20 protein-coding genes are annotated in these 25,638 nt (G+C 46.2%); 7 read left to right on the top strand and 13 right to left on the bottom strand.

Translation table 11 applies throughout. The annotated features are described in order from the left end of the window. Positions 1–69: 69 nt before the first annotated feature. Entirely contained in the window at positions 70–996 is a 927-nt protein-coding gene (locus tag J3491_RS10410) for a DUF808 domain-containing protein (RefSeq protein ID WP_207970163.1), read from the bottom strand. Between the two features lie 701 nt (positions 997–1,697). Here J3491_RS10410 and J3491_RS10405 point away from each other — a divergent pair. The 5 genes from J3491_RS10405 (at position 1,698) to J3491_RS10385 (ending at position 7,679) form a co-directional block, all read left to right on the top strand. After that, positions 1,698–2,549, top strand: coding sequence for a DsbC family protein (locus J3491_RS10405; RefSeq protein WP_207970162.1), 852 nt, complete (start codon positions 1,698–1,700; stop codon positions 2,547–2,549). Positions 2,550–2,821: 272 nt separating this feature from the next. After that, positions 2,822–4,165: a homoserine dehydrogenase gene (locus tag J3491_RS10400; protein ID WP_207970161.1), complete on the top strand. Its 1,344-nt coding sequence runs from the start codon at positions 2,822–2,824 to the stop codon at positions 4,163–4,165. A 90-nt stretch (positions 4,166–4,255) separates the two neighbouring features. After that, entirely contained in the window at positions 4,256–5,437 is a 1,182-nt protein-coding gene (locus tag J3491_RS10395; RefSeq protein ID WP_207970160.1) for a thiolase family protein, read from the top strand. Between the two features lie 518 nt (positions 5,438–5,955). Then, positions 5,956–6,804, top strand: coding sequence for a DUF2382 domain-containing protein (locus J3491_RS10390; protein WP_207970159.1), 849 nt, complete (start codon positions 5,956–5,958; stop codon positions 6,802–6,804). Positions 6,805–7,037: 233 nt separating this feature from the next. Then, positions 7,038–7,679, top strand: coding sequence for a YsnF/AvaK domain-containing protein (locus tag J3491_RS10385; protein ID WP_207970158.1), 642 nt, complete (start codon positions 7,038–7,040; stop codon positions 7,677–7,679). Positions 7,680–7,950: 271 nt separating this feature from the next. Here the strand turns inward: J3491_RS10385 and J3491_RS10380 are convergent, their stop codons facing one another. Together J3491_RS10380 and secA are read right to left on the bottom strand one after the other, a co-directional pair. Beyond that, positions 7,951–8,502 (bottom strand): hypothetical protein, encoded by a 552-nt coding sequence (locus J3491_RS10380; protein WP_207970157.1) that lies wholly within the window; start codon positions 8,500–8,502, stop codon positions 7,951–7,953. 235 nt (positions 8,503–8,737) lie between these two features. Beyond that, positions 8,738–11,539 (bottom strand): preprotein translocase subunit SecA, encoded by a 2,802-nt coding sequence (secA, locus tag J3491_RS10375; protein WP_207970156.1) that lies wholly within the window; start codon positions 11,537–11,539, stop codon positions 8,738–8,740. Between the two features lie 388 nt (positions 11,540–11,927). On the opposite strand from secA, the gene mutS reads away from it, so the two are divergent. Both mutS and fdxA read left to right on the top strand, forming a co-directional pair. Next, positions 11,928–15,143, top strand: a complete 3,216-nt coding sequence (gene mutS, locus J3491_RS10370; protein ID WP_207970155.1) for a DNA mismatch repair protein MutS — start codon at positions 11,928–11,930, stop codon at positions 15,141–15,143. Positions 15,144–15,346: 203 nt separating this feature from the next. After that, a complete protein-coding gene (gene fdxA, locus J3491_RS10365; protein WP_011279554.1) occupies positions 15,347–15,670 on the top strand; it encodes a ferredoxin FdxA in 324 nt (107 codons plus the stop codon). Between the two features lie 119 nt (positions 15,671–15,789). Here fdxA and J3491_RS12050 read toward each other — a convergent pair whose 3' ends face one another. The 10 genes from J3491_RS12050 to J3491_RS12105 all read right to left on the bottom strand — a co-directional run. Further along, a complete protein-coding gene (locus tag J3491_RS12050) occupies positions 15,790–16,221 on the bottom strand; it encodes a pilin (protein WP_207970154.1) in 432 nt (143 codons plus the stop codon). A 103-nt stretch (positions 16,222–16,324) separates the two neighbouring features. Then, the gene (gene tfpZ / locus J3491_RS10355; RefSeq protein WP_207970153.1) at positions 16,325–17,059 is read right to left on the bottom strand and encodes a TfpX/TfpZ family type IV pilin accessory protein; all 735 of its coding nucleotides are present in this window, start codon (positions 17,057–17,059) and stop codon (positions 16,325–16,327) included. Between the two features lie 98 nt (positions 17,060–17,157). Continuing rightward, positions 17,158–17,646 (bottom strand): pilin, encoded by a 489-nt coding sequence (locus J3491_RS10350; RefSeq protein WP_207970152.1) that lies wholly within the window; start codon positions 17,644–17,646, stop codon positions 17,158–17,160. 323 nt (positions 17,647–17,969) lie between these two features. Then, on the bottom strand, positions 17,970–18,434 hold the full coding sequence (locus J3491_RS10345; RefSeq protein WP_207970151.1) for a type IV pilin protein: 465 nt from the start codon (positions 18,432–18,434) through the stop codon (positions 17,970–17,972). Next, positions 18,434–19,006, bottom strand: coding sequence for a prepilin-type N-terminal cleavage/methylation domain-containing protein (locus tag J3491_RS12045; protein WP_207970150.1), 573 nt, complete (start codon positions 19,004–19,006; stop codon positions 18,434–18,436). The genes J3491_RS10345 and J3491_RS12045 overlap by 1 nt, the downstream gene beginning before the upstream one ends. A 71-nt stretch (positions 19,007–19,077) precedes the next feature. Next, on the bottom strand, positions 19,078–22,791 hold the full coding sequence (locus J3491_RS10335) for a pilus assembly protein (RefSeq protein ID WP_207970149.1): 3,714 nt from the start codon (positions 22,789–22,791) through the stop codon (positions 19,078–19,080). 59 nt (positions 22,792–22,850) lie between these two features. After that, positions 22,851–23,660, bottom strand: coding sequence for a pilus assembly PilX family protein (locus tag J3491_RS10330; RefSeq protein ID WP_100748968.1), 810 nt, complete (start codon positions 23,658–23,660; stop codon positions 22,851–22,853). Positions 23,661–23,680: 20 nt separating this feature from the next. Beyond that, positions 23,681–24,640: a PilW family protein gene (locus tag J3491_RS10325; protein WP_243456343.1), complete on the bottom strand. Its 960-nt coding sequence runs from the start codon at positions 24,638–24,640 to the stop codon at positions 23,681–23,683. Then, a complete protein-coding gene (pilV, locus tag J3491_RS10320) occupies positions 24,641–25,288 on the bottom strand; it encodes a type IV pilus modification protein PilV (protein WP_207970148.1) in 648 nt (215 codons plus the stop codon). It lies immediately after the preceding gene. Further along, the coding region (locus J3491_RS12105; protein ID WP_207970147.1) for a GspH/FimT family pseudopilin at positions 25,285–25,638 on the bottom strand (354 nt) is incomplete at its 5' end. The genes pilV and J3491_RS12105, both read right to left, overlap by 4 nt.

The raw sequence follows: 25,638 nt of genomic DNA, 5'->3' as shown, positions 1-25,638 counted from the left end.
TATCGGGGCTTTTATTTTTCTTCATTTTGCTGAGTAATGCGTTATCTGTTTAGCGCTTTTCATTCAAGCTCAGTGCGTCGCTGATTTTGTATCGTCGTCGCGCATTTTGCCAACGATAGTAAAAATCCCAACAATAACAGCACCAATAATAAAACCGATAACTCCATTTAAAATAGCGGTGGTCACGCTCTCAAAGATACCCGTCAAATGGGCGATGTCCTCGACACCGTGGTCCAAAAAGCCAATGCCATGCACCAAGATACCACCACCGACCAAAAACATCGCTAAAGTACCGGCGATAGAGAGAAACTTCATCAGTTTTGGCGCGGCAGCAAACATCACTTTTCCAAGTTTTTGTTTAAAATTGCCTTCTTGCTCCATCAAATGCAAACCAGCATCATCTATCTTGACGATACCTGCCACCAACCCATAAATACCGATGGTGATAGCGATGGCAAGGATGGACAATACTAGGCTGCGCTCCAACAACGTGGCGCTCGCTGTCGACCCTAAGGCAATGACAATAATCTCAGCCGATAAAATAAAATCGGTCCGTATCGCCCCTTTGATTTTGTTTTTTTCGAAGGCGACTAAGTCCACGGTTTCATCGGCATTGGCCTGCCGGCGAGCGTTTTGCTCTTCATCATGCGGCAAAGCATGGGGCCAAAATCGATGAATGACTTTTTCTGCACCTTCATAAACCAAAAACAACCCGCCACACATCAATAAAAATGTCACTAAAGGCGGGTAAATAGCACTAATAATAAGGGCTGCTGGGACTAATATTAGCTTATTGACAAAAGAGCCTTTGGCGACCGCCCAAACTACTGGTAGCTCGCGGTTGGCCTTGACCCCCGTGACTTGCTCTGCGTTTAGCGCCAAATCATCGCCCAGCACCCCCGCGGTTTTTTTGGCCGCGACTTTGGTCATGACGGAGACGTCATCCAATATCACACTGATATCATCGAGTAGGGTTAATAAACTGGCACCTGCCATGTGGGCTCCTTAACGCAATCATTGAAGTGAGTGATTGAAATAAATAATATTAAAGGGATATATACAAAGAATTTATATAAATTTTTAGCAAAAACAATGCCATTAGCAGTAGACTATCTGATCGAACATCACAATCAGACATCATAACCAGATGTTGTGGCTCAGCACGGTAGCTAAACATTGATATTAACTAGCCAAGCTTTGATATTACATAGTACAAATGTATCTTGTTTTTTGAATTTAGGTGTATAAACGTTATGTTTTTCAACATCGCGATGACGTCATTTTAGATATCATCAGCCCCAAATAAAACGGACATAACAACTACTATGTGCCACGTGCTGCTGGTGTTTATTTAGCGCCGTATCTGTCGGCGGCGGTACAGAACGCCAGGAAAGCGCCGTCATAGAAGTATATAAGATCGCCGTACCTGACCATCGCTGTACCTGCTCAGCGATGGCTATTATTTATCATAAATATGTTAAGATAAGCGGCATTATCAAGTGGGGACGCTTCTCGTTTGAGAGAAAAACTCCTTTATATTGAACCTTTTAACTTTCATTGATAAGCGCTATATCCACGATCACAGTCTGGCGTGATGGCGGCAGTTTTCTCACGTTGCCCCATACTGCACGCAATAGCGTTTATTTGTTTTATGCCGACGCATTTATGATTAGGCGCAATGCCTACAGGAAACTTATATGTCATCCTCCATCACCCAAAAAGCCCACGCTGTCATTGGATTTCGCAAAACCCGCCTATCACGCTTTATGATGGGGGCGTTATTGGTCGCCATTGCTGCTGGCTGCTCAAACAATGCCGCCGATGCCACCAGCAACACCGGTGTGGTCAATAGCACTCAGGCAAATACCAAGACGGTATCGGCAGAGAGTGATGCAGCGGTGGTCAGCGCGTTGCAAGAAAACCTAAAAACCTCAGGGATTGAGGAGACTATCCTCTCAGCCGTACCAACAGATATGGACGGTATCTATTGGGCGACCGCTGAAGGGCTGCCGTCTTTTTTTACGGATAAGTCGGGCAAGCACATTATTCAAGGTCAGATCATCGCGGTCGGTGACGGTGCGCCGGTCGATATCAGCGCCGCATTGGTGGCCAATACCGCCCAAAAAGCATTGCAAGCGGTCGATAAAGACGAGCTGATTATTTACCCAGCCAAGGGTGAGACCAAAGCGGTGGTCTACTCGTTTACCGATGCCGACTGCCCTTATTGCACCAAGCTGCATGAAGAGATGGCTGATATCAATGCGCGCGGTATCGAAGTGCGTTATTTGGCGTGGCCTCGTAGCCAAGCATCGGTACCCAAAATGGAGGCAATATGGTGCAGCCAAGATCGCCATGCCGCTATGAATCAAGCAAAAATGGGCGCCAATGTGCAAGCACCTAGCTGCGAAAACCCAGTCGCAGCGCATATGGCACTAGGCGCAAGATTGGGCGTGCGCGGTACGCCAGCTATCTTTACGGAGTCTGGCCAGCAAATCGGTGGCTATCTACCGGCTGAGCAGCTGGCACAAACAGCGATTGACGCCAGCTAACACGCTGCTGTCATATCGTTGACTTTGGCGACAGTCAGTTTGGGTAGACGTCACAACTGCATGTCGGTATGATACGATGAAGCGTCATAAAACATCAGCAACACAACCGTAGTGTAAACATCAATGTGAGTCTTTTTTATTCAACGATAATGACGCCTTGATAACCCTATCACAAACGACATTTGCGCCCACTGTATGCTCGATACGACCAGCGCATTTATCTGATAGCAGTGTTATGCTGGGCGTCTTATATTTAACCTCTTGAGGATACTGTGAGTCATTCCATCAAACTAGCGATACTTGGTCTAGGCACCGTCGGAACGGGCGTGATCAATCTAATCAATGACAATTTAGATGAGCTAAAACGCCGCAGCGGCCAAGACATTACCATTACCGAAGTGGGTACGCGCCGTCATCGTGATGATATTGATCCCAATATCATGCAAAGCAGTGACTTGATGGCAATTGCGGCAAGCGACAATGTCGACATCGTGATCGAGGTGATCGGCGGCACCACACTCGCCCGCGAAGTCATCATGCATGCCATCAAAAACGGTAAGCATGTGGTCACCGCAAACAAAGCCTTACTCGCCGAACACGGCAATGAGATCTTTGCTTTTGCAGAAGAGCATCATGTCCATGTGGCATACGAGGCAGCAGTCGCAGGCGGTATTCCAATCATCAAAGTGATGCGTGAAGCCTTGGCGGCCAATAAAGTAGAGTGGCTGGCCGGCATCATCAATGGCACAGGCAACTTTATCATGACAGAGATGCGTGATAAGGGTCGTCCGTTTGCTGATGTACTGAGCGAAGCCCAAGCGTTAGGATATGCCGAAGCCGACCCAACCTTCGATGTCGAGGGTATCGATGCGGCGCATAAGCTGGCCTTACTGGCCTCTATCGCCTTTGGGATCCCGCTACAGTTTGATAAGGTCTATTGCGAAGGCATCACAGGTATCACCTTACAAGACGTCAACTATGCCGAAGAGCTGGGCTATCGCATCAAACATTTAGGCTTTGCGGTGCGCCGTGATGGCACAGGCGACGATGCTGCAACTGGTGTCGAGCTGCGTGTCCATCCGACCCTCATCCCGCAAGACGCTCTTTTGGCCAATGTCAATGGCGTAAAAAACGCAGTCTTGGTCAACTCACACCCACTCGGGCAGACCTTGTACTGCGGCGATGGAGCCGGTGCTGGCGCAACCGCGTCGGCGGTAATGGCGGATGTCATGGATTTGGTACGTGTGTTAGGTAGTAAGGATGCCGACGATAAAAGCAACAACGGTCACCATGTGCCGCACCTCGCGTTTATCCCTGAGCAACTATCTGATACACCGATCCTACGCGCCGAGCAGATGACCACGGGTTACTACTTGCGCGTCCATGCTTATGATAACCCAGGAGTGCTGGCCGATATCACGCGTATTCTCAGCGATGCAGGTATCAATATCGATGCGATTTTGCAAAAACCGGCGCACAAGGTTGGTCAGGTGCCCGTCATTATCTTGACGCTACCTGTGGTTGAGAGCCGCATGAATCTGGCCATCGAAAAAATCGAAAAACTAGACACAATTACTGATAAAGTAGTACGCATTCGCCTAGATGAGCTAGCGTAAACAACAGCAAGATGGATAGCTGCTAGCCTGTCAGCGTTTGGCCAAAAAGTGCCACACGTTCATTTAAATACGTAAAAAGGAATAATAACGATGTCAAATGATGCAATTGTGATTTTAAATGGTGCCCGTACTCCTATGGGCGGTTTTCAAGGCTCGCTAAAAGATGTGAGCGCAACCGAGCTTGGCGGGGCGGCGATCAAAGCTGCTGTCGAGCGCTCAGGTGTCGATGTCGACAGTATTGACGAAGTCATCATGGGCTGTATTTTGACAGCAGGCTTAGGTCAGGGTCCTGCCCGCCAAGCGATGCGCAACGCCGGCTTGTCTGATGCGACGGGCGCGGTCACTATCAACAAACTGTGTGGCTCAGGCCTAAAAGCAGTCATGCAGGCTCACGATGGCATCAAAGCGGGCAGCTTTAAGGTCGCAGTCGCAGGTGGTATGGAGTCGATGACCAACGCTCCTTATATCATGCCAGGCTCGCGCGCAGGCTACCGTATGGGGCACAAAGAAGTCAAAGACCATATGTTTTTAGACGGTTTAGAAGACGCAGAAACGGGCAAGCTGATGGGCATGTTTGCCCAAGAAATGGCTGACGAAAAAGGCTATACACGTGAGCAAATGGACGAGTTTGCCATCGAATCGCTCAATCGTGCGCTGACAGCAATCAAAGACGATCACTTCAAAGACGAGATCGAACCCGTTACTTTTAAAACCCGCAAGGGCGAGCAAACGGTCGATACCGATGAGCAGCCAGGTCTTGCCAACGCCGAGCGCATCCCTACCCTGCGTCCAGCATTTGCCAAAGACGGTACCATCACCGCTGCAAACGCCAGCTCAATTTCAGACGGTGCAGCAGCAGTCGTGTTGATGAAAGAGTCACAAGCCAAAGAAGAAGGTCGTGATTATCAAGCACGCATCATCGCCACCGCGTCTAACTCTCGTCATCCAAGCGAGTTTACCATTGCACCGATTGGCGCTATCGAAAAAGTCCTTGCTAATGCTGGCTGGTCAATCGCTGATGTCGATCTTTGGGAGATCAACGAAGCCTTTGCTATGGTCACGATGGCGGCGATGGATGAGCTAAATATTGACCATGCCAAAGTCAACGTCGAAGGCGGCGCTTGTGCTCTTGGTCATCCAGTTGGATGCTCTGGCGCGCGTATCTTGGTCACTTTGATCAATTCACTCAAGCGTACAGGCGGCAAAAAAGGCGTGGCGACCTTATGTATTGGTGGCGGCGAAGCCGTGGCAGTGGCCATCGAGCTTGCCTAATCAGCAGCTGCCTGATGATAGGGGCAGTATCTAGATTAATATCAGCCCTAGATTAATATAAGCCCTAATAACTGTCAGGCTGTTTATTCTTTAATATATCAAGCTCTTAAATGTATCAAAACCGCATGGCGATATGCTCTGCGGTTTTTTTGTGTTTGTCATTTTCTAAAATAGCCAAATTATTGCATCGTGTAAAAACGCGTTAACTTGTACCCCTTACTCTGTTATACCACTTACAGCCTATTACACGCCATTACCTCAAGCGCACACTTTGCTACCTTGCTTATATATCTCATCTAAAATCAGGGTGTTACGATAATTACAAATTGAGGCAGCAACTGCCAAGCTAACACTGGCAGGTATAAAAGTTAATAATACGATGTGTCCATAGCAGCTTTATACAAGACACTTTTCTAAGTAAATATTGTTTAAACCACTATCTTTAACTAACTGTCAAAGATAATGTCTTAAACAGAATTTAATAATCAATAATGAACTCATAAAAAAGGAAGATAATAATGAGCCAGCTAATCCGTTTAAAAGACATCCAAGCCACGCACCGCGACCTAATCGGTGATGACTACTATGATCCAACAGGCAAAACTGCCTATGGCGTCAATGAAGAAAAAATCGGTAAAATCGAAGGTGCATTGGTAGAAGACACCACGGGCCGTATCCGTTATTTGATCGTAGATGTAGGCGGCTGGTTTAGCTCAAAAGAAGTCCTTGTCCCAGCAGGCCTGGCACGTATCGTCGGTGATGATGTATTTTTCGATAGCTTAACAGAAGCGCAAGTCGAAGCGATGGAAGTATATGACCATGATTATCAGTACAGCTATAAAGAGCAGTACGAAAAAGACCGTCAAGCCTTTGTCGCAGACAGCGTGCCAGAAGCTGAGCGTATGGAAATTGCTGACCATGCTTATGATGCACCAAACACCCTAGAGCTACTAGAAGAGCGTCTAACCGTCAATAAAGATCGCATCGTAGCAGGTCTGGTCAAAGTCGGTAAACATGTGGTCACAGAAGAGCGCAACGTCGATGTCGAGCTAGAAGAAGAGCACGCCAATATCCAGCGTACCAATGTCGATCGTCCAACAGATCGCCGCATCGGAGATGTCGATGGTAATGAAACCATTGAAGTCGAGCTAGAAGCAGAGCGTGCACGCGTGGGTAAAGACACTTATGTGGCAGAAGAGGTCAACGTCGGTAAGACGACTGAGCGCCATACTGAGACAATTGTCGAAACCATTCAGCGCGAAGAGCTAGACATTGACCGTGATGGTAATGTGGTAGACCGTGAGGGCAACATCGTCAATCGTGACGACATCACTGCCGAAGAAGTACGCCGTGCTCGCGGTATGTAATCCATAACAGCCTTATACTGGCCTACTCCCTGATTGGTTATAATAATATGATAAACACACCAGTCATAGTCGCCACTTACAGCTAAGTACGGCTGCACTACAAGATAGGAGGCAGCGTCACTTAGCAAATAAAGGCCAGAGCATGTCTCTGGCCTTTTTTCTGGCTTTCATCAAATAGCACATCGATCTTGCGCTATGACATTGATAGTATTTCATAATATAAGGATATCAAAATGACCACTGACACTAATGCCGTCACCGACTCCAACCGCGACCCGTCAAAAGACGGTGCCCTCTCTACATCAGCCACTCCTCTTCATAAAGACACCACGCCGATGGCCGAAGATACAGATCCAGCAGCTGACCGGCATCCCTCATCACAAGAGGTTGGTCATTTAGAGCTGCTAGAAGAGCGCCCTGTGGTCAACAAAGAGCGTCTTGATGTCGGCAAAGTCACAGTGACCAAACACCGTCGCACCAAGACCATCGATGTGCCGATAGAGCTGGTAGAAGAATATCTTACCATTCGTACTGAATACCACGATGCCGAAAGCCAAGACTTACTATCAGGTCAGTACGATGATAAAGATATTTTGCGTCACGTCGAGCCTGCGCTAGATAGCAAAGCGGTGGTGACGGTCAATGGCCAGCAGATTGAGATCGATGAAGCACCGCTCGAGATCGTTCTGTCTCGTCAAGTTGCCACCATTACCAAGGAGACATTTGCCATACAAGAAGTTGATGTCAACAAAACCACACATACCCATACCGATAGTATTCAGGTGACCCTAAAGCATGAAGAGCTTGATGTCACCGAAGAAGGGTTTTTAGCTCATGAGCATGATGCCACTGATGATAAAGCCAACTCAAAATAAAACCGATAGGCGCATCTTAATGTGCATTAACTATAGCAGCTTTATCAGGAGTCAACGATAAGTAAGCTGACGACGTAAAGACAATACAAGGCAATACGGCAAAAAAAGCAACGCTGTATTAGCGTTGCTTTTTGCGTAAATATCGATCATCAATGCTTAGTCATGAAATATAAATATAACCATATAAAGGTATCAGCTGTTGTCTAGCTGCAGTCTCACTCTTACTGCTGGTTAGAGTCAGCTATCTAATGATAAAATCACGACGGCATGGTTAGGCAGCTGACCCATCGGCGCTAGGCTCGGCTGATTTTTTACATTCATAAGTGCTGACATTATCGGCATCGGCACCAGCGGTACGCATTATACCTGTCTCACGCTCTGTATGCGCCACACGCCACTGTACAAACCCTACACCACCATCGATGGCGGTATCGAGATTGAAAACTTCTGGGTTGCTCGCATCATTGGTTTTGGTCAAAGTCGCAGTGCCATTGGCAGTTTCGATGACCACTTGATTATCAGCGTCTTTATAAGTTGCCTTTACCTCTAATGCTGGCGAGCATGAGTAGGTCATCTGAGTGACACCACTATTAACCATCGCGACCGTATCATCTGCCACCTCATCAGCTGGCGCGTCCATTACCACATCATTTGGCTCGGCAGGCTCAGCAGACATCGGTACAGATTGCTCTTCGCTGATGCTTTCTTCTAGGCTGGGCTCAGTTTCTTGCTGTTTTTGGCAAGCGCTGACAGTCATGACACCAGCCAATAAGCCCGTTAAAACGACAGAGGTTCGAAATTGTTTTAATAATTCTACGTTCATCACACTCTCCAAACAAATATATTAAATACTATAGCGTGTCCCTAAATGCACGCCTATGTGCAATTTGTAAACAATCCATACAAAAACAGTGAGCATTTACCTGCCTCTAAAGGCTGTCTCCAAGCCAAAAAAGACACTTAACGTCTTTTTTGGTGTCCTAATCCTTTTCATAAAAAAACCCCTATCTGTGCAAGATAAGGGCCTGTAAACATCTCATTTAAATTACTTGCTATGCCTAGATCTTACCGTGGCACTGCTTGTACTTCAGGCCTGAGCCGCAAGGACAAGGCGCGTTACGGCTGATATGCATACCCGCATATGGGTTTTCCCCAGCAGCGCTCGCACTGGCATTCGCACCTGCAGCACCGGCCGTCATACCAGCGGCGGCCGCGCCTGCTGCTTGGTTACGGTTTTGCGCTGGTGGCTGCGCGGCACCGGCGTTGCTGTCTAAGTTATCGACATCATTGTGCTCAAACTGCATCTGCATTTGCGCGGCGTTTTCACGCTGCTGCGCCTCTAGCGCCTCTAACTCTTCTTTGGTCGGGATGTGCACGCGTGATAAGTCTTGTACGGTCTCAGACTTAATAGCGCCAAGCATCATCTGAAACAGCTCAAAGGACTCGCGCTTATACTCTTGCTCTGGGTTTTTTTGTGCATAACCGCGCAGATGGATACCTTTGCGTAACTGATCCATCTGGGTTAAGTGCTCTTTCCAATGCTTGTCCAGACTTTGCAGCATAAGGTGACGCTCAAGCTGGGCGGCGTCTTTTTCGCCCATCTGCTCGCGGCGAGTATGATAACGCTCCAATGCCGTTTGGATAATTTTGGCACGCAAGCCGTCTTCATCTAAGCGGCGGTCTTCATCCAGCCAATCATTAATCGGCATCGAGATTTTAAACTCATCCTCTAGCTCGTCTTCTAAGCCGTCGATATTCCACTGGTCATCGATAGAGCCTGGCGGAATAAACTGATCGATCATGGCATTATAGACTTCATGATGCATGACATCGATGGCCTCTTTTAAGTCCATCTCTGCGAGCAAATCATCGCGCTGACTATAGATGACTTTACGCTGCTCATTGGCGACGTCATCGTATTTGAGTAGATTTTTACGGGCATCAAAGTCGCGGCTTTCGACTTTACCTTGGGCGTTTTCGATCGATTTTGAGACCATCTTATGCTCGATGGCTTCGTCTTCTTTTAGCCCCATGGCGCGCATCATATTGACCACGCGGTCGCCTGCGAAGATACGCATCAAGTCATCTTCTAATGATAAAAAGAAGCGCGACATGCCAGGGTCACCTTGACGACCGGCACGGCCACGTAGCTGGTTGTCGATACGGCGTGACTCATGACGCTCAGAGCCGATGATATGCAGACCACCAGCGGCCACGACTTGGTCATGTTTGACTTGCCATTCTGCTTTTAGGCGCGCCATCTCTTCTGGGCTGACCGCATCGATGTCTTCGATAAACGACTGCCAGTTACCGCCCAAGATGATGTCAGTACCACGGCCTGCCATGTTGGTGGCGATGGTCACCGCTTTTGGGCTACCTGCCTGCGCGATAATCTCTGCCTCACGCTCGTGCTGCTTGGCGTTTAGGACATTATGTTTGATGCCTTCTTGATCGAACAGATAAGACAATTCTTCACTGGCCTCAATCGTCGCTGTACCGACCAGCACCGGCGCACCTTTGGCCTGAATCTCTTTGATCTCGCGGATGATGCCCTTGTATTTGCCAAGCTTGGTCAAGAAAATCTGATCGTCCATGTCGATACGGGCGATCGGCTCGTGCGTTGGAATCACGATGACATCTAAATCATACGTGGATTTAAACTCCGCCGCTTCGGTATCGGCCGTGCCTGTCATACCAGAGAGTTTGTCATAAAGACGGAAATAGTTCTGGAAAGTTGTGGTCGCAAGCGTTTGGTTTTCTGCCTGAATCTCGACGTTTTCTTTGGCTTCTACCGCTTGGTGCAGGCCCTCTGACCAGCGGCGACCAGGCATGGTACGGCCCGTGTTTTCATCGACGATGATGATTTCACCGTCGTCAACGATATAGTGGACGTTTTTGACAAACACATGATGGGCGCGAATGGCGGCTTGGACGTGCGCGAGCAGCGGCAAGCGACTTGGGCTATACAAGCTCTCGTTTTCGCCAAGCTCACCGACTTCTGTTAAAAAACGCTCGATTTTTTCATAGCCTTTTTCGCTAATCTCAATCTGACGGTTTTTTTCATCAATCCAAAAATCTTCATCTTCGTTATTTTTATTGGCTTCTTCGTCTTTTGAGCGCTTAAGCCGTGGAATGATGGTGTTAATCAGCGCATACATGCGTGAAGAGTCTTCGGCTTGCCCTGAGATAATCAGCGGCGTACGTGCCTCATCAATCAAGATGGAGTCAATCTCATCGATAATACAAAAATTCAGCGGGCGCTGTTTTTTCTCAGCGAGGCTAAACACCATGTTGTCACGCAAATAATCAAAACCGTACTCGTTGTTGGTACCGTACGTGATATCAGCTTGATAGGCGTCGATTTTTTCTTGTGGCGGCTGCTGTGAGTAAATCACGCCGACGGTCATGCCCAAAAAGTTAAAGAGCGGACGGTTTAGCTCCGCATCACGCGCCGCAAGATAGTCGTTGACCGTGACCAGATGCACGCCTTTGCCGCTGATAGCGTTTAGATACATGGCCAAGGTACCCATGAGGGTTTTACCTTCACCTGTTTTCATCTCGGCGATTTTGCCTTCGTGCAAGGTGATACCACCGATCAGCTGCACATCATAGTGGCGCATGCCATTGACGCGCCATGACGCCTCACGGCAGACAGCAAACGCTTCTGGCAATAGCGCATCCAAGCTCTCGCCGTTTTGGTGCCGCGCTTTAAACTCGGCAGTTTTTTGTTGTAATTGCTCATCAGACAGGGCTTGTATCTCAGCCTCTCGTGCGTTGATCTTACTGACCACGCGGCGCATGCGTTTTAGTTCGCGGTCATTTTTGGTGCCAACCACACTGCCTATAATCTTTGATAACATAATTTTTTGACCTATGGAAATATTCGATAATTAGTGCGCATTAGCCAATGCCTAGCGTCGCACCCTGCTGGGTGCTTGTCGTCACTCGGCGCAGTAACATCTAATACTGCGCGCTATTTTATGATACTGCGCCTAACTAAGTATCGCCCAATTAAGTGTGCCGTCATTATATATGGTTATGACGCTGATGGATACAAGGGCTGTGAGCAGATATTTGCCGACGTAAAAACAGCGCTGAACGTGTTAAAATAGCGCCTATACCCTTAATTTAACAGCTGTTTGGTGATATCAATAAACGCAAATAACTGCCAACCTGCATCCCTGATTTTTTCTAAAAAATACGCATTCTTTCTAAGCAAACCCATTTAAGTACCATAAGAGACTCTGCATGACCGTCAACACCTCTGCCCCGCACGCTCGTATTAGCCATCCTGCGCCCACAACAGATACCGCGGCCAAGCAGCCTTTATCCAAGGCAAGCGCTACCAAATCTGCAGACGCCGATCAGCTACTTATCGGCGATACTGTTTATCATTTGGCCGATCACACGCCGATGATGGTGCAATATCTAACCATGAAAGCCAACTATCCACAAGCGCTGCTGCTATACCGGATGGGTGATTTTTATGAGCTGTTTTTTGATGATGCCAAGCGTGCCGCACAGATACTAGACATCACGCTCACGCGCCGCGGCACCGACAAAGCAGGCAATACCATTGCCATGGCGGGTGTGCCATTTCATGCCGCCGACAGCTACATGGCGCGGCTCATCGCGGCAGGTCAGACAGTGGTCGTCTGTGAGCAAGTGGACGACGCATCAACCGATGCAGCCAGTCCCTCATCCGCTCCATCGGCGATGGGCGATAAACAAAAAAAGAGTAGCAAGGCCACTGGTATCATGCGCCGTGAGGTGGTCAAAACGCTGACCGCAGGCACCATCACGGATGATGCACTGATCGCGCCTAACCACACGCCGACCGTGGTGGCAATCGATATCGCCCAGCCGCGAGCAAACAGCAAGCAGCCACTACAGGCCGCCGTCAGTCAGCTCGACTTAGCCGCTGGCACTTTGACCACTCAGAGCCTGAGCGCCAATCATGATGACTACGATGACCTACAAACGCAGATGCTGACGGTGCTTGCCCGCTTCGCCCCTAGCGAATGTATCATCAGCGAAGCACTGAGCGATGCTACTGGCAGTACTGATACCGACTGGCCGCTATGGCTGCGACAGCACCTGAACTGTCCGATCATCGAAGTCGCTGCCAATGACTTTCACCGCGACCATGCCGCAGATACCCTTTGTCAGCAGTTTGGAGTGCAGCGTCTCGATGGGCTTGGTATCCATGACGCGCCGCTTAGCCAGTCTAGCTGTGCCGCCTTGATTCATTATGCGCAGCAAACCCAGCAGCGTCACGTGCCGCAGGTCAATCAGCTTATCGTCGAGTTTAGCGATGATTACTTGATCATCGATGCCGGTAGTCAGCAAAACCTTGAGCTGTTTGCTCCAGTCAGTAGCAGCGGCACATCGCTGATCTCAGTCGTCAATCACTGCCAAACGCCGATGGGACGTCGCCTGCTGGTGCAGCAAATGAAACGCCCCTTGCGCCAGCATGCGCGTATCAATATGCGCCTAGACGCCATAGACAAAATTTTGCAAGCAGACAGCCCAGCTGACAGCAGCAAGCAAGGTAGTCCGCATAGTCCGCAGCTACAGCGTCCCTCATTGGTCAGCCATATACGCGACACGCTAAGCGCCATCGGTGATATCGAGCGCATCACCAGCCGTATCGGCCTGATGAGCGCCAAACCGCGAGACTTGCGCAAACTGGTGGACGGTATCAACAGCAGCGCGCAGCTGAGCACCTTATTAGAGCAAGCAGGCATCCATCACGAGCAGGCAGGACTGCTGGCCATGCTCATGCAGCAACTGCCCGCGCAGCTGCCTGCGGTACAATCCGTCGCCGAGCTGATCGAGCGTGCCATTATCCCAGAGCCGCCTGCTCATATCCGCGATGGCGGTATGCTGGCAGCAGGCTATGACGCCGAGTTTGATCGCCTCACACACCTGCATGACAATATCCAAGTGACACTAGATGAGATGGTCGCGTGCGCCCGTCAGGACAACCAGCTACCCAGTCTAAAAGTCGGGTTTAATAAAGTCAGCGGCTTTTATTTTGAGCTGCCCAAAATGCAAACCAAAAACGCACCCGCGCACTTTATCAGGCGGCAGACGCTCAAGAGTAGTGAGCGTTTTATCACCGATGAGCTAAAGGAAGTCGAGTCCGAATACCTAAGCGCACAAAGCTTAGCACTGGCTCGCGAAAAACAGCTGTATCATGAGCTGTTGACGATAATCAGTAGTCACTTGGCCGAGTTGCAGCAGCTAAGCGCCGCCATCGCTCAAATAGATGTGCTCAGCAACTGGGCGCAGCTTGCGACCCTTTATAATTGGCAACGTCCCGTTATGACTAACGATTCAAACGATGGCAACTTGTTAAAAAAAAGCAGCCAGACCCGTATCGACCAGAGCAGTATCGACATTCAGCAAGGCCGCCATGTGGTGGTCGAGGCGGCATTAAACCCCGATAATACCAGCAGCCCAGCCGCGCAAGGCGCAACACAGACTTTTAGCCAAAACCTCAGCCAACACCCCAGCAAACCTGCGCGCGCCCATGCCTTTGTCGCCAACGACTGCGCGCTGGGCAGTGCCAATACTAAAGAAGGACATCCTGAGCGCCTGCTGATGATCACAGGCCCCAATATGGGCGGCAAATCAACCTACATGCGCCAGACCGCTCTGATTGTCTTGCTCGCGCACTGTGGCAGCTTTGTGCCAGCGGCCAGCGCGCGCATCGGTGATATCGACCGCATCTTTACCCGCATTGGCTCGGCCGATGATCTGGCAGGTGGCAAGTCGACCTTTATGGTCGAGATGATCGAGACGGCCAATATCTTAAACCAAGCGACCGATAAATCACTGGTGCTCATGGATGAAGTCGGCCGCGGTACCGCCACCACCGACGGGCTGGCCATCGCTCACGCTTGTGTCAATAGGCTGCTTGAGATCGGCTGCCTGACCCTGTTTGCCACCCACTACTTTGAGCTGACACAATTGGCTGCACAAAATAAAGGTATTCGTAACGTCCATGTCGCCGCCAGTGAAATCGATGGTCAATTACTACTGCTGCACCAAATCCGTGACGGCGCGGCCAGCTCTAGCTTTGGACTACATGTCGCCAAGATGGCCGGCATTCCGCCATCGGTGATTGATGATGCCAAACGCTACTTGCGCGATCATCCAACGATGGTGGCGAATACTCAAAGCGTTGATGACTCCCAATGCGTTGATGACTCTCAAGACGTTGATGACAAAAGCGACTTAGCTAAGTCGCGAACGGATAATTGCCAGCTTGATGATCAAAGACCGCTGACCACGATAGAGGCCAGCCCTCTAAGCCATGAGCAAGCAGCGGCAGATATTCCACAGCAAAATCAGCTGTTTAGCTTACAAGACGAGCTGGCGGCCATCAATCCTGACAACCTAACGCCCAAACAAGCACATGATCTGCTCTATCATCTTAAGGATATCATTAGTCACTAAAGGGAATTGTCAAATCAGCGTAAAGGCGCTAAAATGTGGCTTGTTTTAGTCAATCTAGTTTTTTAGTTACTCTAGCCCTTATGGTGCATCATTAGGCAGACTGCCGCGACGATTGAGTATCGCAATCGCCGTCATACTCGCCGCGGTAGGCGCTGACGATACAGGCACCATATCAGCCAAATCAATAACAGGTAGACATCACTATGACCTTTGTCGTTACAGATAACTGCATTCTTTGCAAATACACCGACTGTGTGGAAGTCTGTCCTGTGGACTGCTTTTATGAAGGACCAAACTTTTTGGTCATCGACCCTGATGAGTGCATCGACTGCGCGCTATGTGAGCCTGAATGTCCGGCCAATGCGATATTCTCAGAAGACGAGGTGCCGAAGGGGCAAGAGATGTTCACTCAGCTAAATGAAGAGCTGGCGCAAAAATGGCCAAACATCACAGAGATGAAAGAGCAGATGCCAGAAGCCGCCAAATGGGATGGTGTGGAAGGTAAGATTCAGTATTTAGAGAAGTAGGCAGCCTGATCGCACTTTGAGGCGGGGATAAAATCCGTCAATAAAAAACCACCGAGCGGCAAAGGCTGTTCGGTGGTTTTTATTGATTCAAACAATATAGAAATTTTATTGGCAATAAATTAACGGCAGTTTTTAGGCGCATATTTAGCTATATTAGATGAACACACCCAATATACGCCATTAGGAGTCGTAGTTGGTGTCCAAATAAAGGTAGTCGCTCCTGCTTTCGCAGTTGTAAAAATTGTGATAACACCTGTCGTAGCACTACATTCAATACTTACTACATTTTTCGTTGCGGTTTTGATGTCTGAAAACCCTGTACAAGCATTAGTAGGCATAGCGCCGCCATTATCAGCTATATTCTGTGTCACTATCTTTTTGACTACTGCACCTGCTACGACTGCCTCTGATGCACGAGTACGGACTATGTAATCATGATAAGTAGAAATAGCAGTTGCTGCCAAAATGCTAATGATAGCTATGACAATCATTAACTCTATTAAGGTATAGCCAAGTTGAGCTTTGTTATAATTAGCAGTAAATGATTTCATAGCGATCGAAATATCATAAATGTTTATCAGTTAATGCACACATCGTACCAATATTATATATTTATGTAAAAACACCTTAACAGAAGACGATTAACTTTGGACACTACCATGGTCGCAAATCTACAATGCTAATAACTTCTCCTTTGTTTCTAGAATTTATTAATACTGTCATATCTACTACTTTCGCTTGCAAAGGTAAAAAGCGGTCTGCCTGAGGGTGCTTATCCAGTATAAACTTGACGTCGCTTTCATTATTGTATTTATTTAATAGTGATAAATCTTTTGAACGGTCTATTACTTTTTTACTAACTTGCTGAATAGGTACATATCTTTCTGGCCTTTGAGCAATAGAGATGCCATGAAGCACCTCATCAAACATATTACTGTTGCGCTCTTCATTATCTGCTGATAACTCAACGCCAACGTATTGTGGAGATAAATAGCTGGGTTTTTTAAATCTATTATCAGCGTCGTTAATCTTAGTATTGACCAAATCAGTATGCAAAATAAGCTCAAAACGATCAACATTATAAGCTATCCATACAGGCCTTATTTGATAAACACCATAAATAGAAATCATTAAAAATATCAGCTGTACTAGCGCAGATATAACCATATCTTTTATAAAGTCCGCCTTTGTTTTTCTAAAAATCATCAATGCTAAGCCAACAGCCAGTCCTATATTAACCAAAGCTATTGTCTGTAACAATTTTTGAGTACCTGTAGCGAGTAGCAAAGGAAATGGGTACCATAAACTGTAGATGACTGTAACAACTACTAGAAGCACCATTGTCGCTATCGCTAGATACATCACACTAAACTTCAGTTTATCACTCATACTTTGGCTACCATACGGAAGTACCCCCATATTTATAAAAACAAAAAAAAGACTGGTTACCCAGTCTTTTTTACACTACCTGTTATTAATACAAGCTATTAACGACAGTTAGCAGGGGCTAGCTTCGCTTCCAAAGTTCCTACTGTAGCTGTACTTACCGAAGGAGTAGCATCTTTGGCTAAACAATCCCATTGAATTGAATCAGCAGGTGGAGTATATGCAGAGGTAGAATCTGGTAAAGCTGTTGCAGTACCACTAACGTCTGTATGTGGAGCTAATACCAAAGTTCCATCATCTTGTACAGGCTTGTCATAAGTAATCGTAATTTCACCCGTTGAATCAGAAACCTCAACCTTTTTAACATTCTTAGTAGCAGCTGGAGTAGTCCAGCCAGCACTATACTCTGTGGCATTAGAAGCATTTTCAGCTACTGCAGTTTTTGCAGTTGATGCTAAAGTTAAACCTTCTGAAGCTTTTGCACGCTTAGTATAATCTTGATAAGCAGGTAGAGCAATCGCCGCCAAGATACCGATAATAGCGATAACGATCATTAGTTCGATTAGGGTAAAACCTTTTTGAGCGTTCATAAGAACTCCTTTAGAGGGGATAAAGATAACGGATATTCGCTCACGCTATCTCTCGTTATATAATGTATTGGATATAGTGTATTGGTCTTTCGTGCTCTAGTATATGCATATAGCGTGCCAATATCACTAGTCACAGTAGGTATATATGCTAAGTGCCCAATTCTTATCGCTATTTATTGATATTTTCATGCAGTCACTTACCATACTACTATCTACTGACACTAATTGTTACGCTAATCATACCTAAAAGTGTCAATTTATGTCAATGGCAGCTACTTTGGCTCACGATAACTGACAATAATTGTCAGTTGCCAGACTATTTTTTAGTCATTCCACTCGCTGCCAGTGCCGCATTTTTTTTCAGTATCGATAGCACGGCATTTCACCCCTTGATGGTTAAGCGTTAAGTTGCCATCGCTTGCCATTTGCGTGTTCGTCTTAGGCGTAGCAGTGATCAGCCACTGTGAAGTCAAATCAGTACCCGTAACCCCTGCGACATTGCCAATACTGACATCGTACAACGCCTGCCCTTGCGTAGGATACGCTTTTGCAAAATCCGTCTTCACCTTAGCACTGATCGCACCATAACTGCCCTGCGCCAGCTTACGACTCTCAATCTCTGAGGCGATATTTTGCATCTCTGTCATCATATCGACCCGCTTGGTCTTGATGACATAGCGCTGATAGCTGGGATAAGCGATAGCCGCGAGCACACCGATGATAGCGACGACGATCATCATCTCGACGAGAGTAAAACCTCTCTGTGTATGCTTGCTACTGTTGATCATTACCATTCCTTCTGGCCTGTGCCGCAGTTCTTATCGCCTATTTTTACTTCATTCTCACTTTGACAACGCACACCGTTACTGCCGAGCATCATATAGTGAGCATTTTTAGTGATACCTGCGTTGTTAGGTGAAGCTAGCATTTTCCATGAGCGACCTGTGACTGTATCAACATCAGTACCGCTAGTTATCAAAGAGCTGCTGGTGTCTCTACCATCAACCAACGTAATCTGGTAACGATAATTACTAGCGTTACTTCCACTTGGGACATAAATCGTTTTATTGGTTGGTGTGTCGTCATAAACATAAGTTGGAGTAGCAGTACCGTTGCTAGTAGTTATTTTTTGCGGAGCAAACCCTTGATAGCTAAGCTGTCTGCTGCGCCATCGCTCCAGCTCTATTTGAAGTTGTTGCATCTTAGCTTGGACGTCACGCTCCGCATTTAGTACTGCATAGCGCCGATAGCTAGGAATAGCGATGGCAGCTAGTATACCGATGATAAAAATGATAATCATCAGCTCGATAAGCGTAAAGCCCTGAGCCACGCGGCGCGCGACTGATGAGCGATATGCCATTATGTTTGCCGCCATCTTTTGTCACCCTTATCTTTTATCTTGACGAAGTCTCACTATAAAACACCAGTTTTTTATTGACTGCTGTTTTGCTCATACCATGCTTTTGGCTGTAGCGTATAGCGCTCATTAAATAAGTATTCCGTTGCGCTACCATCACCGCCAGCTTGACTTGGCTTACCAGTACCAGGATAAAGATCTTTGATATTACTGTCGTTCTTAAAACCATCTTGACCATATCCAGCACGGTTTGCAGCTTCGATACGATCAGCAATAGTAGTAGTACCTATCAAGACCTTTATGTCTTTGTTATCAGCGTTGTATGCACCAAGCGTCAGCTCTTGAATACCTTGTCCTGCTGGAACGTAGCCACCAGTGCCTGTCACTGAATCATCATCCATACAGATACCGTAAGGTAGACAATATAGCTGACGCTCTGAACCACCTACGATTCGTGCTGCACAACTTGAGACGGCGCCATAGATTTTATCGGGGTTATAGACAGTGGTATATAAGATATTGTTGATAGCAGCCATGTCACCTACACCCTTGTTGTACCTGACTTTACTATAGCCGTCAAAACGAGTCAGTGGATAATACCAGCCTTTTTTGCCACCCGTAATCATCAACTTCTTGACCTCAGACTTCTTATCGGCAGTCACAGTACCCGCAAGCTTATCGGCCAAATTCACCAAGTTTTCATTTTTCAAATTAGTGACGGTTTTAGTGAATCCATCTTTGTATAAATCAATGCTCGAGATATCAGTGTCAATGATACCGTAGACTCGATTGGCATACTCATTGTTGTCACGCAACGTCGACAGTGGCGAGCTACGATTACCAGAGATGACATTAATAAGGGCAAAGATACTACCGTTGTTAGAGCCGCCTTCGCTACGGTAGAAGCTTACTACTGGACGGGTATAAAAACGGTATGCATATTTTTTGTCGACATCAGCACTGGCATTTAGGATACGAGTCATACTTTTATTGCTAAACTTATCAACTGCGTCAAAACCAAACTGCTCGATTCGCGCATTTTCAAAGTCTGCTCGAAACACCTGTCCACCAAGGTCAGCAGCATAAAGATGATCCATCAGCCCGTCATTGTCACGGTCAAGTACGGTAATTTCGCCCGTAAAACTATGAATCATGTTGCTATTATCACTTTTGGTCGCTGACCAAATTAAATCACCAGTCTTAGCATTAATCATGTAGATAGCATTGCCTTTAGCAGGCTTGCTATCAGTAGGAGCATACTCAGCGTCTTCGTAGCTCATATCATAGCCACCACCAAATATCAGGACATCAGTAGGTTCAGTGTTTTTGTTAGCGTCTGATCCTTTATTTAAGCGAATTTTGGCCGCTGTTGGTTTACTCCAAATTTGTCCAAGTCGAGAAAACTTCGTCGAGGGCTCACCGTTTAAGGTGTTTGGCGTGATACTAAATTTAATTTTAGGACTGGATTTATCACTAATGTCTATACCGTAGAAAGCTTGTCCACCCATTCGCAAGCCACCATAAGCAAACATACCCTTATCATCTGTAGTATCCACTGTGACTCTTTTATTCTCTAAATCGTATTTATAATCAGTGGTGACCAGCCACGGCGCATCAACACCGAAATATGGTGTTCCAACTTCATCTTTTATAGAACCTTCTACCAATGCTTTTGGTTGCGTCTCCACCATAAGCTTAGGGATGATAGCGAACTCTTCTACACCTGTATCAGCGTTGACTAAATGCAGTGCCCCATCCATTGAGCCAAATAATACGTAATCGTCGCGCGTATCAGTGATACGGCCATTGTTATCTAAGGTCGCGCCATAAGAGACTGCTGTGGGTGTAGAGTGCACTACTCCACCAAGTACCTTGACTTCATTGGTAGGCTGGTCGAGTTTTAGCTTATCTACTTCATCAGAGCTAGTCGACTGACCATCTTTAGTCAATACTTCACTAAAACCTAAAAAGCTCAGTAAACGACGTTTGTTTATTTCATTTGCGTCGGTATAAACACTATCAACAAGGTTGCCGAAGTTTTGTGGCTTACCATTACTATCCACAGTTATTTTGCGTAAAACAGGCGTCTTTTTGTCCTGTAGAGTGTCTTCTACATAGACAGTACGCAGACTAGATAGTCCGGAGTTTGGTGACTTCAGCTGTGCATAGACACCGCCAGCGGCAATATTATTGTTAGCCGGCTTACCATCTACACTAACTCCAACGGTTTGCCACAAGTCTTGAGTGGCAGCACTTAGGTTACCTGCGACATCTTCATATAGCAGCTTATCGTTTTTACCATATAATGTGCCTTTATTTAGGTCATACTTTTTTAGGTTGCCGCGCCAGATACTGCTTGCTGAGGCAATATCTGGATCTAGCATAGGTAGATAGGCATAAGGTAGCTGATTAGCAGCACGATATGGATCATCAGGAATTGTGATCGTGCCAGAGGGTGCTGTGTTGATTATTTGAACCAAACCTGAAGCAAAGTCAACGATACTGGCAGCAATATCTTCAGACTTTTCTGTATAGTAAAAACCGCCATCGCCAAAGGTTTTTACTTCATCATCACCTTTGCGTTCACCAAGCTTACAAAGGTTACGAATATCGTCATCGACATTGTTTCCGCTGTTGCAATCGGTGACTTCTTTTGATTTACCATTGACAATAATATTACGAGTACCTGTTAAGCCATCAAAATCTTTACCAAACCCAACGGTCGCCGTTTTGATCGGCAGCCCTTTTGGGTTGTTAGCAGGGTTACGTAGTAGCGCAGCATAGCTTGCCATACATGCCCAGCCTCTATTACTATCTACATTTGGCAAACCACTGCAAGTATTTATAGATAAAGATGATGAGTAAGACAGTGAGTTATTCATAATAGCTTTTGCTCTGCTAGTGCTACTACCATTAGGATAACCATCAGTTAATAGATAAATACCATTACCACTACATTCTTCATCATTGAGGGGCGATATATAACTGCCGTTATTTTTGGTACTGTTATCAGAGTAGTCAAAACCGCTCCACCAAGTACTATTACTATAACCACTATCTTTTGTAGAGGTGCCCATCATATAAGCACCAGATTCTGCTAAAGCGTGGGCTGTAGGCGTTCCTCCAGTAGGGTTTAGACCTATGACCTTATTGAGCAATTCAACACGCTGCTCTGCGCTCAACTCGCGGGTAGGTGTTAGAATAACTGCCCGACTACCATCACCATTGAGGCTATAATTCCCCATGCCAATACTATAATCATCAGGTAGCGAACCTGTCGGTTTGAGACTTCCATCTTGTACGTTATAAACCCTATCAGCAAGTAGCTCTAAAAGGGCTAATTTGAGCTGTGTCATGCGATCAGTTGTTATATTACTTTGATCATACCTATCAGTACAACCATAAGGAGTATAGGTTCCTTGCGCATGCACTTTATTAAAGTTTAAAACTGTATTACCGTTTTCATCTCGTAGCAGACCATCGGGCTGATTTGCATCTTTTTCACGCTCATACACAACCAGCTGAATGGCTTTATCTGTTCTATCGCTCTTTTTACCCTTACAAGAGCCGTCATAATAGCTCATACTTCCTGATGTATCTAACATCATAAAAATAGCAGCCGTTCCAGGCTTAGCAGGTGCATAAATCTCTAAGTCGCCAATCGGTTTACGCTTAATAGTGGCAGTATTGGTATGCGCAGATGTCGTTATCAGACCCATAATTATTGACGCTGTCAATGCTTTGATAGGCCACTTGCGTGAGTACGATTTGTTATTTCTGTAGATCATGACCTACTCCTAATAGCAATATTTTAATATTTGACTCAGACATAACTATGGTGGTTGGACTAACTAGTAGGTAATGTGCAGAGCTTACCGCTACCTTTACCAAAATTGACACATTTAGTGCGTTTAGATTGGTTTTCGACATTGGCCATCTCATAGATGACCGTACTTGGCACACCCGCTTTTGTCATACAGCCTCCGATAGTATCAGCCGTATCATTTACTGAGTGTAAGCGGCTTGTTTGTTCAAAACAATTTTTGCTACCTACCGATGTGTCACCATATGCTGGTAATACTGCCGTACTATTGATATCAAAAGTAAAAGCTTGACTAGATATCTCGCTACTGTCTTGACCGATTGTATAACTTCTAAAAGGCTCGTTTTCAGAGCTAGGCGGCGTTAGGGCAACACTGACCTGAGTCATGCTGGCATTACGAGCGCTGATGTAGTCATCAGACACAGCTGGATTACAATAACCTTTATTATTCAAACTACCAGATGGAGTAATGATTGAGGCTTTATTGATGTCAAAAAATTGCCCCCGTGGACGAAAGCAAAAGATATACTCATGATCTATACTATCGCTATTTAACATGAAGTGTCCAAAAGGACCACTACGTGAGATCATGTCGTTATAAATATTTGTGTTACTACTGCCATTGATGCTCTGTTCTATATTTTGATGAGCATTATCAGCTGACTGTAATAATAAGGTATTTATTTGGTCACTGGTGGCCAGTCGTAAGTCTGTCGTACTCTGTCTGACCGCAATAACACCTACCAAGATGATTAACATCAAAAATAACAATACCACGATTAATACAGCACCCTGTTGGGCAACTGGCAACTCGCTAGGATATGAGCTCGGCATATCAGACACTTGACTCTCCTTTATGGTGTGTTATTGACAGTAGCCACAATGCTCATTATCCGAGCACTTCGTAACAATATAGTCGATTCATAGCTACGTCGATAGTATTTTTTACGCGAGCTATCTGCTTTAAGTTCGTGCTTTGTGCCTAACAAAGTAAACTCATCTGCATCAGTATCAGTGATGAGCGGTGTGTTACTACGTACGATCATGCCAAGCTTGACGCTTGTAATAGCAGGTTTTTCGCCCTCAGTTGGCTTATCAATATCTAAATAAACGCTAGGTGGCAAATAAGTCAGCTGATCGACAGCTGCCTGCACACCCAAAAGGATTTTGAATTGATCAATAGCTGCAACTACTACTTCACCATTGCCAGTAAATGCCTCTGTCACATTACCATCTGTATCTACACGCCCTGCTGTACAAGCTAATACCAAGTCTTTAGTGGTAGCTGAATTACTTGCACCTGTTGCTAGACGCACAAAGTAACGCTCAACGACCCAGTCTTGTTCTGCTACCTCAATTTTTCCACCTTCACAATCATATAGATCATATGGAGTGATGTTCTTATACTGAATAGTTAATTGGTCACTTGGCTTATCTTTGATGTTGGATAAACCAGTAGCGCTATTTAATGTAAGGTACTTGGTGGCGGTTGTATTATTTGTACCTAAGTTGGTTTGAGTTAATACAATACCACCATGATCAGTAGCATCCGTGATATAACTGATAGGGTTCCCTAGATTTGCTAGACGAACGTGTTCTTCAATAGCTTGCATAGCGAAAATACTGCTATCTTGTACCTCAGAAGCGCTTTGTTGGATAGTGATGGTACGAGTATTAATCAAATAGACCTGCATTACAGCTGCAGAAACCAAAAGCCCAAGCACTAAAGCAATCATCAACTCAATAAGAGTGAAACCACGCATGCTCGTTAAAGATGCATTGGACAACAAACGGGCAGTACGGTATTTTGTCATCTAGTAAGCCTCCGAGATAAGACAGTGACTACCTGTCTTATATACACCATTAGCAGAGGCACAAGCTTTACTATCATTATCATCAAGGATAGCCTTGGTATCACTCCATGCCGTGATAACACACATTTGCTGTTGAATGGCTTGTGCAGATGTACCTGGGCACATAACGATACTAACACTAAGATCTTGATCTTTTGCCATTTTTTTAACTATTAAAGCATCACGTGCTGCTAACTGATTGATATCACAGGACTGCTGGGCGATCTCTTTACCTTCTATGGTTTTAGTGGTGGTAGATAGACAGCTATCTGTTCCTACAATACTCACGACTTGACTATCGATCGTAACGCTATCCGTTGCATTACTACTAACCACCGCTTGTACAGTTGGTACTGCGTTGTTATCACTAGCTACTGCTTTGGCAAAGCTGCTGCCACTACCTGTCACATATGCTTCAGGATAGGCACGCATAACCTCAGCTAAGTTACGTATTATAGTCAAAGACTTTGTGCGTATAAGACTCTCGTCAGTTGCGCTAATGGCCCGCATTTGCAAGGCACTAAATCCCAATACTGCAACAGACAACAGTAATACAGCAACCAATACCTCTACTAGCCCGATACCTGACTGCCTATTATTAACTCTCATTCACAAACCCCTCCTAGCTTGCTACTGATTAGTCCTACGCTACTAACAACTACCTGTCTAGAGGTGGCGGATTTGTTACTATCACAAATAGTATATGTGACCCCGGTACTTACTGTTTTATTAGGCCTGAAAGTTATCTTATTCGCTGAAGACTTTACAATACTCTTCGCATCATATGGATAAGTCGCAATAATTACTAAGTTTGATTCTGTAGGGTTTCCAGCTCCGTTCCCGTTCCCGTTCCCGTTCCCGTTCCCGTTCCCAGTTCCGTTCCCAGTTCCGTTCCCAGTTCCGTTCCCAGTTCCGTTCCCAGTTCCGTTCCCGTTCCCGTTCCCGTTCCCGTTCCCGTT

This window comes from Psychrobacter halodurans (assembly GCF_017498075.1).
Classification (GTDB): Bacteria; Pseudomonadota; Gammaproteobacteria; order Pseudomonadales; family Moraxellaceae; genus Psychrobacter; species Psychrobacter celer.
Note: the sequence above shows the minus strand (reverse complement) of the source record. Positions and strands in the feature narration are given on the sequence as shown.

Bases quoted from the DNA above. Each gene is read 5' to 3' on its own strand.
- J3491_RS10410 (WP_207970163.1), bottom strand. From the start codon at position 996: ATGGCAGGTGCCAGTTTATTAACCCTACTCGATGATATCAGTGTGATA.
- J3491_RS10405 (WP_207970162.1), top strand. From the start codon at position 1,698: ATGTCATCCTCCATCACCCAAAAAGCCCACGCTGTCATTGGATTTCGC.
- J3491_RS10395 (WP_207970160.1), top strand. From the start codon at position 4,256: ATGTCAAATGATGCAATTGTGATTTTAAATGGTGCCCGTACTCCTATG.
- J3491_RS10390 (WP_207970159.1), top strand. From the start codon at position 5,956: ATGAGCCAGCTAATCCGTTTAAAAGACATCCAAGCCACGCACCGCGAC.
- J3491_RS10385 (WP_207970158.1), top strand. From the start codon at position 7,038: ATGACCACTGACACTAATGCCGTCACCGACTCCAACCGCGACCCGTCA.
- J3491_RS10380 (WP_207970157.1), bottom strand. From the start codon at position 8,502: ATGAACGTAGAATTATTAAAACAATTTCGAACCTCTGTCGTTTTAACG.
- secA (WP_207970156.1), bottom strand. From the start codon at position 11,539: ATGTTATCAAAGATTATAGGCAGTGTGGTTGGCACCAAAAATGACCGC.
- mutS (WP_207970155.1), top strand. From the start codon at position 11,928: ATGACCGTCAACACCTCTGCCCCGCACGCTCGTATTAGCCATCCTGCG.
- fdxA (WP_011279554.1), top strand. From the start codon at position 15,347: ATGACCTTTGTCGTTACAGATAACTGCATTCTTTGCAAATACACCGAC.
- J3491_RS12050 (WP_207970154.1), bottom strand. From the start codon at position 16,221: ATGAAATCATTTACTGCTAATTATAACAAAGCTCAACTTGGCTATACC.
- tfpZ (WP_207970153.1), bottom strand. From the start codon at position 17,059: ATGAGTGATAAACTGAAGTTTAGTGTGATGTATCTAGCGATAGCGACA.
- J3491_RS10350 (WP_207970152.1), bottom strand. From the start codon at position 17,646: ATGAACGCTCAAAAAGGTTTTACCCTAATCGAACTAATGATCGTTATC.
- J3491_RS10345 (WP_207970151.1), bottom strand. From the start codon at position 18,434: ATGATCAACAGTAGCAAGCATACACAGAGAGGTTTTACTCTCGTCGAG.
- J3491_RS12045 (WP_207970150.1), bottom strand. From the start codon at position 19,006: ATGGCATATCGCTCATCAGTCGCGCGCCGCGTGGCTCAGGGCTTTACG.
- J3491_RS10335 (WP_207970149.1), bottom strand. From the start codon at position 22,791: ATGATCTACAGAAATAACAAATCGTACTCACGCAAGTGGCCTATCAAA.
- J3491_RS10330 (WP_100748968.1), bottom strand. From the start codon at position 23,660: ATGCCGAGCTCATATCCTAGCGAGTTGCCAGTTGCCCAACAGGGTGCT.
- J3491_RS10325 (WP_243456343.1), bottom strand. From the start codon at position 24,640: ATGACAAAATACCGTACTGCCCGTTTGTTGTCCAATGCATCTTTAACG.
- pilV (WP_207970148.1), bottom strand. From the start codon at position 25,288: ATGAGAGTTAATAATAGGCAGTCAGGTATCGGGCTAGTAGAGGTATTG.